Here is a 12235-nt window from a genome sequence, read left to right on the forward strand (position 1 = left end):
TTGTCTTATGAAACGCTAACAGGTTTTAAGATAAATTCTTCCACAACTTTTGCCACACCGTCGTTCATGTTTGTATCTGTTACGTGGTTGGCTTTTTCTTTAATATCTTCAGGAGCATTTCCCATTGCTACGCCAAGTCCAGCGAATTCAATCATGGCAAGATCATTATAACTGTCGCCAATGGCAATCACTTCATCGCGTGTAATGCCAAGCTGCTGAATCAATAAGTGGAGACTTGTCCCTTTTGTGACACCTTCTTCTGTAAACTCAAGGAAGTATGGTTTAGAGCGCATTACGCTTAGCTCTCCTTGAAGCTGCTTTTGAAGTTTCTTTTCAACGTGAACCAGCATTTCCGGTTCTGCAAGCATGAGTACTTTTACAACGGGTTCTGTAACGGCATCAGTAAAAGATGAAACAACACGGATCGGCAGACCTGTAATGTCACTTTCAATATCCGTAAATTTATTTTCTACTTCGGTTATAATTTCATCTCCAACGTACGTATGAATTAAAACGCCTTCTTCGCGGCTAATATCGTTGAGACGTGCAACGGTTCTCGGAGATAATGTGCTGCTAAATAGCTCTTCATTTGTTAGGCAATTAATGATTTTTGCCCCATTAAACGATAAAATAAAGCTTCCGTACTTTTCTAATTCTAGCTCTTTCGCAATGTGAACCATTCCGTAAGTTGGTCGTCCAGAAGCAAGTACAACTTTCACTCCCGATTCTTGCGCCTTCATTAATGCTTCTTTTGTGCGCGGAGAAATAGTGTGATCATCGCATAATAGTGTATCATCCAAATCTAAAACAATCATTTTGTAAGGCATATTTTTAAATTCCCTTCTTCTACTAGACTCATATCTTCATATGGTACTATAAAAAAACGTTTGATTCAATTTAATGATTTTTTGAAAAAATGAGAGGTATGCGTATACTTTCTTTGAACTGCTGGTAAGTAGATAAAACAAAGAAATTGAGACATAACTAAATCACTCGAATCTATAAACGAACCAATGGGATAAATGATCCAGTATGGATGACTTGTTACACCGCTGTTGATTTCCGTGCAAGACTTCGATTTGCCCTCCAATCACCAGCCAGAAGCAACTAAACACATGAAAGCTACGTTCATCTTACTAACGAAAAGACACGAACTAATAATCGATAATTTTGATTCTTAGTTCGTGTTTTACTTCTGCTAAAATACTTTTGTCTCAGCTTCTGGATTAGTAAGCAGCTAGAGTCTGATTAGTTTTCTGTACATCTCCTTCACTGAATGCTTGTTTTAAGAGCGTATAAGACCGCTTTTTTTGTTCGAAGTCTTGAAGAGCAGTAAGAATAATAAATTCATCAATACAAAACGCCTGTTTCAAAGCTTGAAGCTTTTGACGAACGGTTTCTTTTGTGCCGTATATAATGTTTGCTTCTTTTTCTTCAATTCGATAGCTTTCTTTGGACTGCTGACCAAATTCTTCTGCTTTTTCTTTGGAGCCTAATGTAGCGGACTTACCATTTTGTAAGTATACTTTAAATATTTTTGTGCTGGATGCTAATGCTTTTGCTTCTTCTACGGTATCTGCTACGATGACGGAAAGCGCAACGACAAGCGAGCGTGCGCGAGATGAAACGTGCTGATTATAGACAGAAACCGCTTCTTCTAGCACCTTTTGCTCCCCATTAATGAATTGAGCAAATACATAAGGAAGGTTTAATGAAGCTGCAAGCTCTGCGCTTGAAGCACTTGCTCCCAGTAAAAACATATCGGCTGGTTTTTCCGGCCTTGGATAGGCTTTTAAACCGTAAAGCAGGTGATCTTCCGGCAGCGTATCGTTTAGGTATTGTTTAAGTTCTATCAGTTTGTCTGTTAAGGACTTAGTAGGCTGAGAGTTTTGTTGCAAGGCTTGAGTAGAATGAGGTAGTCCTCCTGGTGCTCTACCGATTCCAAGATCGATGCGATTTGGAGATAATGAGGCTAAAACATTAAAATTTTCTGCTACTTTATAAGGGCTGTAGTGCTGAAGCATAACACCCCCTGAACCGATACGGATATGATGAGTTTTAGCGAGCAGGTGAGAAATTAACACTTCAGGTGATGATCCTACAACATGTTCAGAATCGTGATGCTCCGCTACCCAAAAGCGGTGGTAGCCAAGTTCTTCCGCTAGCTGAGCTAATTGTATAGTATGCTGAAATGCATCTTCAGCACGCTCACCTTCATAACGTGGGCTTTGATCTAAAATACTTAATTTCACTGAAAACACTCCTTAAAGTTGATAAAAAAGGTAAGAATAATTGGGATTAATTTTAGCAAAGGATTTTCCAGATGAAAAGAGTTTTTTTAAAGAAAAATATTTTTTGAAAAATAAGTTGACTTTGCCATTATGAGGCTATATAGTTGAATCATCAAACAGAAAAGCCGATAAAACAACTTGGATAAATAAGAATTAAGTGAGTATGTTTCAAAGACACTTCACTTCATTCTCCGGTTTTATCAAAGAAACAGTTAAAGCTGATTGGTCTACCAAAGGCTCCTGAGGAAACTCAAGGAGCCTTTTTGCTATAAAAAGGAGGGGAAGAAAGTGAGCGATGTATGTATTTTATATAACGGAAGCTCTCATAATTATCAACAAATAGCCTCAGTGAAAGATGAGCTAGAAGCTTGCTTAACCTCAAAAGGAGTGCACGCAGAAACTATTTTGTATCATGATGTACACGCTTTGAAGCAGGAAGCACAGAAAGAAGTAAAGGCATTTATTTCAAAAGTGAACCAAGCTAAAAGTATTGTCGTTCTGTTATCTGGAGTAAATGAAACATACGTACAGTCTTTTGAACGGCTAACAAAAATATTGCCAGAAGATTTATTGCATGAAAAAATACTTCTGCCGATTCTTATTGGCAAAAATGTGAATTCTTTACTAAAAGCTAAGTATGATTTAAAACTTTTAGCGTCTTTTTTAGGTAGGCCTTATTGGCTCAGCAGTCTTTTTCTGCTGCATGAATACGTCTCTTTTACAGGCATCAACAATGCGAATGCCAAAAACCGTTTAAAAGAAGGGGTGGATGAGCTGATTTATAAAGCAGGTCTATCTCTTCAAACATTTATAAAATGAGGTGAAGAAAATGAGTGAATTATTTCGATTAGCAACCGTAGAAGATGCTGAAGAACTGTTGAATTTAACACTTCGAGCATACGAGCCGATTCGAGCGCTAGGAATTAAGTTTCCCGCCGCGACGGCAACGATTGAACTTGTAAAAGAAAACATTCAAAACAGCCGCTGCTACGTGCTGGAAAGTGATGAAAAAATCGTAGCTACGATTACAGCAAGAACGTATAAAGAAATAACGAACTGGCCTTTCTTATGGTGGTTTGCGGTAGATCCTTTGGTTAAAAAGAAAGGAGTAGGTTCTAAACTCTTAACATGGGTTGAAGAAACAATTATTCGGGATCAATTGGGGGAACCTGCCGTTACATTGGCTACTTCTGATCGACATCCGTGGTTGATTCCTATGTATGAAAGGAAAGGGTATGAACGTTTTTTTGAAGTCGATCAAGGAGAAGAAGGAAAAGGTGTATTCTTAAGAAAAATCTTACATCCTGAAAGATACGAGTTAGAAAAACACAAGGAGTTACAAAAAGCGAATTAATAATTTAAAAGAAAAGAGGAAAAACCATGTCAGCAAAGATTTTATTATGGAATCGAAAAGGTTGTCATCATTGCGAGGAACTAAAAACATATTTTCATGAGAAAGGATATCAATATGAAAGTATCGATGTAGAAGGAAAAGATTATTTACGGGATTTACTTGAAATTAAATACGGTATTCGCCATGTACCGGTCGTTGAAATTGGAGACGAGGGGCAGTTTAAAGGAGTAATTGAAAAAGATTATGAACAAATAGAAAAATTGATTGAAGACTATTCACCAATTGTTAAATAGCTGGAACATCTATTTTATTAATTCATTAAAACAATAAATTATTTTGAGACATAGTGAGGGACAAAACACATGAAAAAACTACAGCTGACAGCTATCTTTTTATCACTTCTTTTATTACTAGCCGCTTGCGGAACATCAAATAAAGAAACAGCGGCTAACGCAAGCAAAGACAAAGTGCAAAAAATTATTGTAGGAACGGGTACGCAATTTCCGAACATTTGCTTTCTTGACGATAAAGGAAATCTAACAGGTTATGATGTAGAGCTTGTTAAAGAAATAGACAAACGTCTTCCAAACTATAAGTTCGAATTTAAGACAATGGATTTTTCTAATTTACTTTTGAGCTTAGAATCGAACAAAATTGATTTAGTAGCCCATCAGATGGAAGTAAATGAAGAGAGAAAACAAAAGTTCCTTTTTAATAAAGAGCCTTATAATATCTTTCCGCTACATGTAGTTGTAAACGAAAAAAATACGTCTATTAAATCAATTAAAGATTTGAGCGGTAAAAAGGTAATTGTAGGAGCAACGAGTAATTCTGCTAACTTAATCGATAAGTATAACAAAGAACATGGAAATAAAATTAATATCGTCTATTCAGGCCAAGGATCTGATGATACAAAAACGCAGCTGAAAACAGGGCGTGCGGATGCCACGATTAGTACGCCGTTTGCAGTTGACTTTGTCAATAAACAAGCGGACGCAGAGCAAAAAGTTGTAGGGCCTGCTATTTCAAATTCAAAAGTATATTTTATGCTTCGCAAAAATGAAACAGGTTTACAAAAAGATGTTGATAAAGCGCTAAAAGAAATAAAAGAAGACGGAACATTGACAAAATTAAGTAAAAAATGGCTGGGAGAAGATTATACAAAAGCAGCTGGAAATAACTAAAGCACTTACTGTGACCCAAGCCTTGAACTTGGGTCCTTTCGCTACCTGTAGAGGGAAACAAAGGAGAGAAAAAGATGGGAAAAGCATTTGATATAGAGCTGATTTTCACCTCTATTCCTCAATTATTATCTTATTTGCATATTACAATTTGGATTTTGATTGCTTCACTTGTGATTGGCAGTACCTTGGGATTGTTTATTGCCCTGCCTCGTATTTATAAAGTACCGGTGTTAAGTCAAATAGCAGCAGTTTATATTTCTTTTATGAGGGGAACCCCTATTTTAATTCAATTATTTTTAGTTTTTTACGGGATACCTGCCCTTTTACAATTGATTCATATTGACGTTTCAAGAATGGCTCCGCTCGTATTTGTTATTATCACGTATTCACTGAGCACGGCGGCGTCTTTTTCTGAAATGATGCGCGGTGCCATTAATAGTGTAGATAAAGGGCAAACTGAAGCAGCTTATAGTATAGGAATGACCGGAAAACAAACGTTCACTCGAATTGTGCTGCCGCAAGCTCTCGTTGTAGCCTTTCCTAACTTTGGAAATCTTGTGATTGGGTCCTTAAAAGATACGTCTTTAGCCTTTACCATTGGTGTGATGGATATGATGGGAAGAGGAGATACCATTATCGCTGCAACGGCTCATGCAGTGGAGGTATATATCGCACTTGCCATTATTTATTATTTTGTGGCGATTATATTAGAGAAATTTTTTGTGAAATCAGAACAGAAGCTGCAAAAACATGATCAGCCTGTTCATGTATAAAACGAGCTTACTAAAAGAGGTGTAAACATGATTATTGACGTACCGTTTATATGGACAGCATTTGTAGAAATTTTAAACGCATTACCTTTAACGCTCCTTATTACCATCGGTCCGTTACTAGGCGGGTTGCTTATTGGTATTGCTGTTGCGGCTGTGAGAATCAATTCAGTGAAAATAATAACGCCAATTGCCAATGTATACGTATCATTTTTCCGAGGAACGCCTGCTATTCTTCATATTATGGTTATTTACCTAGGGTTCCCGCTATTTATTAATAAACTATCGAGTTACTATGGATGGGGCTTCAATGCAAACAGCATTCCTATTGTCGTATTTGTATTAATCGCTTTGTCTTTTACAGCGGGAGCTTATATGTCAGAGATTATTCGCTCTGGTTTGTTAGCTGTAGAAAAAGGACAAATTGAGGCTGCGTATGCCATTGGAATGAATCGTTTTCAATCGATGAAACGAATTGTTTTTCCACAGGCGTTTGCTTTGTCTTTACCGAATTTATGTAATATTTTCATCGGCTTTTTGCATACGTCTTCTATCGCATTCATCGTATCGCAAAAAGAGCTAAACGGTGCTGCTAATATCGTAGCTTCGAATAATCTCAAGTTTTTAGAAGCCTATATTGCTGCTGCTCTTATTTATTGGATGCTGACGATGTTAATAGAAGGAATAACAGCGCTGCTTGAACGAAAATTAACTGTTTATAATCGAGGAGGGGTTGTATGATTACACTAACAAATATAAAAAAAACATTTGGTCATAATACAGTATTGGACGGTATTGATTTACTTGTTAAAAAAGGCGACGTTGTGACCATTTTAGGACCGAGTGGTTCTGGAAAGACTACGTTTTTACGCTGCATTAATTTCTTAGAAAAAGCAGATGAAGGAGAAGTTTCGATTGATGAATTTACGGTTCAGTGCCAAAAGCCAAACCGCAAAGACATTTTAACTCTTCGACAAAAAACAACGATGGTTTTTCAGCAATACAACTTGTTCAAACACAAAACCGTTATTGAAAATATTATGGAGGGGCTAGTTATTGTTCAAAAGCTGCCAAAGGAAGAAGCGAAACAACGCAGTTTAGACGTCCTTGAAAAAGTTGGGCTTGCTGAAAAAGCAAATGCTTATCCAAGTCAGTTATCAGGAGGTCAACAGCAGCGAGTGGGCATTGCTAGAGCGCTTGCTTTAAATCCTGAAGTCATTTTATTTGATGAGCCGACGTCTGCTTTGGACCCTGAACTGGTGGGTGAAGTACTGTCTGTTATTCGTAAAATTGCTGAAGAAGGAATTACGATGATCATTGTTACGCACGAAATGAGTTTTGCCCGTGAAGTTTCTAATCACGTGGTGTTTATGGACAGAGGAAAGATTGTCGAACAAGGTCATCCTGAAGACATATTTTTAAACCCAAAAGAAGATCGAACAAAGCAATTTTTCAAGCGTATTAACCCAACGCATTCTCCTTACTCTTATATTTATGAAAAAACAATCTAATATTTTAATTAAAAACCAACTTGACTCATAGGAATAATAAGTATATGATGAAATCATCAAATAAAACAAACCGACTAGATCACTAGAGGTTCTTTGCACAATGTGTGACATTGTGCAAAGAACCTTTTATTTTTTACTAGACTTAAGGGAAGAAGGGTGAACGTAGTGAATAGAGGAGCATTAAAAGCTAAAACAAGCAAAAAACTTATTATAAAAGGCCAGGTTGTACCTGGAAGGCAGCAAGGAAGACACTTAGGGTTTCCAACAGCTAATATAGATACTCAGCATGAGGAATTAAAAAATGGCGTGTATGGTGTCCTCGTTCATCTGCGGGGACTTGAACATATAGGAGTTATGAATGTAGGGGTTAAGCCGACATTTGGATCGGAACTATTTAAAACATTTGAGGTTCATATTTTGGATTTTAACGACGTTATTTATGGAGAGACAGTTCAATGCGACGTAATCTTTCGGGTGCGAGGAGAGAAAAAGTTCCCTTCTATTGAGTTTTTAAAGCATCAAATTAAAGCTGATACGCTACAAGCTAAGCAAAGATTTCAACATATGGGCTATGTATCTAGTGATGCTACAGCTTCCAAGCTAGGGCAAGCGAGATATTTAAATCTGCCTGATCTCCAGTTTTTTAATTGGTGCCACAGTCAATTCAGAGTCAATAAAGGGATTTACAATACAATTGATCAATGGTTTTATGACGAAGGAATTGAAAATATTCACCCTAGAAGAGTTCACGTTATCGCTTTTTTGAAATTTGCACAAGAAGGAAATGAAAGAAAGACAGAAAAAGAAGGAGTCCTTCGCTTTGGAGCAGGCGGTTTAACCAATCAATTACGAGAATTTATGAATGGGTATGAAAAAGGAGAATGGTAATATGACAAATCAAAGACAATTAAAGCTAGGGGCTATTATTCATGGAGTCGGAGGAAATATGGGGGCGTGGAGACATCCTGAAATTTTGTCAGATGCCAGCGTTAATTTCGGTTTTTACAAGCAGCAGGCTCAAAAAGCGGAAGAAGGAAAGTTTGATTTAGTGTTCATTGCCGATGGGTTATATATTAATGAAAAATCGCTTCCGCATTTTTTGAATCGTTTTGAACCTCTTACTATTCTATCAGCACTTGCTTCTGTCACTTCTCATATTGGTTTAGTCGGCACTCTATCGACTTCGTATAGCGAGCCGTTTACGGTGGCTAGACAATTTGCTTCGCTTGATCATATTAGCAGCGGCCGAGCGGGATGGAATGTTGTAACATCTCCATTAGAAGGATCTGCGCTTAACTATGGAAAAGAGCACCCCACTCATGACAAACGCTATAGAATAGCTGAAGAGTTTCTAGAAGTAACAAAGGGATTATGGGATTCTTGGGAAGATGATGCATTTATTCGAAATAAAGAAACCGGACAATTTTTTGAGGAGAAAAAGCTGCACCGATTGCATCACAAAGGCGAATTTTTCTCTGTAGAAGGCCCGTTAAACATTGGGCGCTCAGCTCAGGGGCAGCCTGTAGTGTTTCAAGCAGGCTCTTCTGAAAGCGGAAAAGATTTAGCAGCAAAAACGGCTGACGCAGTGTTTACGGGACAAGACAATTTAGAAGAAGCAAAAGCTTTTTACCAAGATGTAAAATCAAGAGCTGAAGCGCAAGGACGCAATGAAAACGAACTTTTAATTTTCCCGGGAATTGGTCCTATAATTGGTAGTACAAACGAAGAAGCCGAAAGAAAATATGAAGAACTTTCTCAATTGGTGACAATTGAACATGCGCTAAACTACTTAGGACGCTTTTTCGATCATTTTGATTTTTCACAGTTTCCATTAGATGATGCATTTCCTGACTTAGGAGATATAGGAAGTAATAGTTTCCGCAGTACAACCGACAAAATTAAAGAAAACGCCAGAAAATATAAGTGGACACTGCGAGAAGCAGCGCTGCGAATTGCTACACCTAAAACACAATTTATTGGGACGCCAGAGCATATTGCTAATTTGATGGAACAGTGGTTCGAAGAAAAAGGAGCTGACGGCTTTATTATTCATTCAAGCGTTCCGCATGGCCTAGATGACTTTGTTGAACATGTTGTACCGATGCTGCAAGAAAGAGGCCTGTATCGTACAGAATACGAAGGGAGTACGTTAAGAAGTAACTTGCAGTTGAATGTTCCTAAGAATCGCTACACACAGGTGAAAGTTAATTGAAGTGGATTCAAAGAGACTCGAAGGAGTCTCTTTTTTAATATTTTTAATATTAAAAATATGGTAAAATTCTTTTTGTAGGTTATTCGTTTCAGTTCATAAGGCCTAAAGGGTTTTGAATACCCGGAAAGGAGTCAAATGGAAAAAAGACATAAAAGTAAGAAGAAGCGTATGATCATTTCGATATCTTTATCCGTTCTTTTAGTCGGGGGAGGAGCGACAGGGTGGATATTGTACCAAAACGGAAAAATTCCTTTTTTATCACAGCAAAGTATAAAGGCAAGTGCCATTAAAGTGAATCAACAAAAAGTTGATAAGCTGGAAAGCAGCGATCAGCAGGCAAAAGATTTTATAGCTGAACATCATGACATACTAAATGATCTGACAGGGTGGAGTGCCATTGAGCACCCAGACTGGCCTGCCGTACAAGAAGAAGCTACAGCCATTAAAAATACGATTGGCACGATTGAAGTAAAAGATTCTGTTTTAAAGAAAGACTTTCAGCATATGGAGAAGCTCGCTGGACAGCTAGAGCAGGCGAAAGATCAAGCACTGTTAAAAGAACTTCATCGTTATTTTCATGACTTAGATGTTGTGATCAATGAAGACGATGGATCAAATACATATTTTGATGTTACCAGCTATGGTAAATCAGTTGTAAAAACTTCTAAATGAGCCATCGCAAAAAGCTTTATACATAAAAGTAGTTTTGTATAACAAACGTCTTCGCTTATTCATGCATATGCTATGGATAAGGAGGAGACAGGTTATATGAAAAAAATTTATTTAGATGCAGGTCACGGAGGGGCAGATCTAGGGGCTGTCGCCAGCGGGCTATATGAAAAAGACTTAGTGTTAGCTGTTCAACAGTATATCATCTCTTTTCTTTCTACTCACTATCAAGGATTTTCTCTTTGTACAACGCGTACAACCGATGTGTTTTTGTCATTAAATGAACGGGTCAACAAAGCCAATGCGTGGGATGCTGATGTATACTTATCTATTCATATAAATTCAGGCGGCGAAACGGGATATGAAGATTTTATTTATAGCAAAAATATAAATAACCAAACCATTGTGTTACGAAACGATATTCACGATCATGTGAAATTTGTTCTCACTAAATACAATCACTCTAACCGAGGCAGGAAATTGGCTAATCATAGTGTGTTAAGGCGTTCATATATGCCGTCTGTACTAACTGAAATTGGGTTTATTGATACGGAACATGATGCAAAGCTTTTAAAAAATCCTCAATTTCTAAAAGATATAGGGGTGGCATATGCAAAAGGGATTGCGCAGTTTTTAAACTTGGAGCCTAAATCTACAAATCCTGTGAGAGATTCTGACGAGGAAGGTTTTCCAAAGCCTACTTTTTTATATAAACCTTTATGGATAAAAGCAACCGAGGATACAGAGACGTATAAGGATGCAAATATGTCAGAGAGAACAGGTTATTTAAAAAAGAATACCTTCTTTCAAGTTTATGGTGAAACGCGTGCAGCCTGGGTGATTGATGGACAACATTTTATTGAAAAAAAAGATACAATCATTGAAGGAGAAACCATCACAACTGCGGAATTAACAAAAGAGAATATGGAAACATTAAAAGTGTTTGTGACAAAAGAGAAATTAGAAACAGCCGTAACCTTTTCCAAAGAAGGAGCTGCGGTAGCCATCATTACCCTTCGCGATAAAAAAATACTGAATGTAAAAGCATTTTTAGATAGAGAAAAATGGTGGTACAAAGCTGAACGGATAAAAAAATAGTGAAAAAACCTGCTTGTTTTTTGAAGCTTTCACCCTAGTAATTTTACTTATTTTTGATAGAATATAAAGAGCTGAATCGTAAAGATGCATAAAGGTGTGATGGAAATGGAAGAGCAACAAGAAGCGATTGATTTAACAAAAGTATATGTATATGAGGAGTTTCCGGATAAAGTGGCAGGCAGATGCGATAACTGTGGACATGTGAAATTTAAAAGCTTAGTAAAAGACTTTATTTTTATCCGTACATGCGCAAAGTGCGGCATGAAAAAAAGCATTTAAATCCCTACTTCTTTATAAAAAACGCTCTTTTCTGAAATGAAAAGAGCGTTTTTTCTCTATTTAACGTATAAATGATCGCTAAGCTGCTCTGAAATAGTCTCTACATCTTCTTGTACATGTTTTTGTTTTTTCATCATTTCTAATAGGATTTCTTCAAGATTCTGTGAATGGTTTTGCTTATCTTTTGGTTTATGTAAGTACTTTGCAATTTGATGCATATTATTGCTTAGCCGGCTTAGTTCAGACTCAATCTTTCGCAGGTTAACCAATAGTTCCACACCTGCTTCTTTGCCGATTAAAGGAGGCTTAACTTTTCCATCCATAATAAATTTTCGAATGAGAGACGTTCGTTTTAAATTATAGTGTTCAATAAGTTCCTCTAATTTTTCTTTTTCTTCTTCATTCAACTTAATTGCTGGAATGCTGTGTCCTCTCATAAGGTATCTCCTTTCAAGAGCAGTTCTTGCTGCGTTCAATCATATGTAAACATTCTCTTGTCTTTAATAATAGCAACCTTTTCCATGGTTAACTATGGTGAAAAGTTACTAAAATGTCGAACGTACAGTCTGTTAAAAAACTGGTAAATTAAGAAATTTGGTTTAGTAATAGTTGAATTATAGAAGGAATGTCATTATCTACAATATTGCTGCTTTATTAAAAAGGCAGCAAAAGGGATGAATGGACCGCCTTTGTACTCAACCATTTTTGAGAGCTCAGCTTTAAAGAAGAGGGATGATTTTTATGATTTTTTCCTCGTACCACATCTTTCCTCCTAGTAACTCTGTCGAATCTTCTAGACTATTGTCTCAAGGGAATAGAAAGAAAGAAGACGAAATGGTTGAGAACGAGGTAAAGTCATATTATGTC

General features: G+C 37.1%; 15 protein-coding genes. 12 read left to right on the forward strand and 3 right to left on the reverse strand.

The genetic code is table 11. The features are described 5' to 3' along the window. Positions 1-5: 5 nt before the first annotated feature. Positions 6-827, reverse strand: a complete 822-nt coding sequence (locus ACN6NE_RS21605) for a Cof-type HAD-IIB family hydrolase (RefSeq protein ID WP_474327172.1) — start codon at positions 825-827, stop codon at positions 6-8. Between the two features lie 399 nt (positions 828-1226). After that, a complete protein-coding gene (locus tag ACN6NE_RS21610; protein WP_129708589.1) occupies positions 1227-2252 on the reverse strand; it encodes an LLM class flavin-dependent oxidoreductase in 1026 nt (341 codons plus the stop codon). Positions 2253-2579: 327 nt separating this feature from the next. Here ACN6NE_RS21610 and ACN6NE_RS21615 point away from each other — a divergent pair, with 327 nt between their 5' ends. The 12 genes from ACN6NE_RS21615 (at position 2580) to ACN6NE_RS21670 (ending at position 11368) form a co-directional block, all read left to right on the forward strand. Continuing rightward, positions 2580-3110, forward strand: a complete 531-nt coding sequence (locus ACN6NE_RS21615; RefSeq protein WP_129708592.1) for a hypothetical protein — start codon at positions 2580-2582, stop codon at positions 3108-3110. Positions 3111-3120: 10 nt separating this feature from the next. Beyond that, entirely contained in the window at positions 3121-3645 is a 525-nt protein-coding gene (locus ACN6NE_RS21620) for a GNAT family N-acetyltransferase (RefSeq protein WP_129708595.1), read from the forward strand. 26 nt (positions 3646-3671) lie between these two features. Next, a complete protein-coding gene (locus tag ACN6NE_RS21625) occupies positions 3672-3938 on the forward strand; it encodes a glutaredoxin family protein (RefSeq protein WP_129708598.1) in 267 nt (88 codons plus the stop codon). A gap of 69 nt (positions 3939-4007) precedes the next feature. Beyond that, positions 4008-4829 (forward strand): amino acid ABC transporter substrate-binding protein, encoded by an 822-nt coding sequence (locus ACN6NE_RS21630; RefSeq protein WP_029714094.1) that lies wholly within the window; start codon positions 4008-4010, stop codon positions 4827-4829. A gap of 74 nt (positions 4830-4903) precedes the next feature. After that, positions 4904-5602 carry an amino acid ABC transporter permease gene (locus tag ACN6NE_RS21635; protein ID WP_013056769.1) on the forward strand — a complete coding sequence of 233 codons (699 nt, stop codon included), beginning with the start codon at positions 4904-4906 and terminating at the stop codon, positions 5600-5602. 27 nt (positions 5603-5629) lie between these two features. Then, complete coding sequence (locus ACN6NE_RS21640; protein ID WP_474327177.1) at positions 5630-6340, forward strand: amino acid ABC transporter permease; 711 nt, start codon at positions 5630-5632, stop codon at positions 6338-6340. Beyond that, the gene (locus ACN6NE_RS21645) at positions 6337-7110 is read left to right on the forward strand and encodes an amino acid ABC transporter ATP-binding protein (RefSeq protein WP_129708601.1); all 774 of its coding nucleotides are present in this window, start codon (positions 6337-6339) and stop codon (positions 7108-7110) included. Before ACN6NE_RS21640 ends, ACN6NE_RS21645 begins: the two co-directional genes overlap by 4 nt. A 165-nt stretch (positions 7111-7275) precedes the next feature. Then, a complete protein-coding gene (locus ACN6NE_RS21650) occupies positions 7276-7998 on the forward strand; it encodes a riboflavin kinase (RefSeq protein WP_474327179.1) in 723 nt (240 codons plus the stop codon). 1 nt (position 7999) lies between these two features. Further along, a complete protein-coding gene (locus tag ACN6NE_RS21655; protein WP_474327181.1) occupies positions 8000-9322 on the forward strand; it encodes an LLM class flavin-dependent oxidoreductase in 1323 nt (440 codons plus the stop codon). 168 nt (positions 9323-9490) lie between these two features. After that, complete coding sequence (locus ACN6NE_RS21660) at positions 9491-9994, forward strand: hypothetical protein (protein WP_240702664.1); 504 nt, start codon at positions 9491-9493, stop codon at positions 9992-9994. 96 nt (positions 9995-10090) lie between these two features. Then, positions 10091-11089 carry an N-acetylmuramoyl-L-alanine amidase family protein gene (locus ACN6NE_RS21665; RefSeq protein WP_129708613.1) on the forward strand — a complete coding sequence of 333 codons (999 nt, stop codon included), beginning with the start codon at positions 10091-10093 and terminating at the stop codon, positions 11087-11089. Between the two features lie 99 nt (positions 11090-11188). Further along, positions 11189-11368 (forward strand): DUF8096 family protein, encoded by a 180-nt coding sequence (locus ACN6NE_RS21670; protein WP_025752091.1) that lies wholly within the window; start codon positions 11189-11191, stop codon positions 11366-11368. A 56-nt stretch (positions 11369-11424) separates the two neighbouring features. Here ACN6NE_RS21670 and ACN6NE_RS21675 read toward each other — a convergent pair whose 3' ends face one another. Beyond that, the gene (locus ACN6NE_RS21675) at positions 11425-11805 is read right to left on the reverse strand and encodes a plasmid mobilization protein (RefSeq protein ID WP_013056777.1); all 381 of its coding nucleotides are present in this window, start codon (positions 11803-11805) and stop codon (positions 11425-11427) included. Between the last annotated feature and the right edge of the window lie 430 nt (positions 11806-12235).

The sequence above is a fragment of the Priestia sp. 53B2 genome, assembly GCF_056099005.1.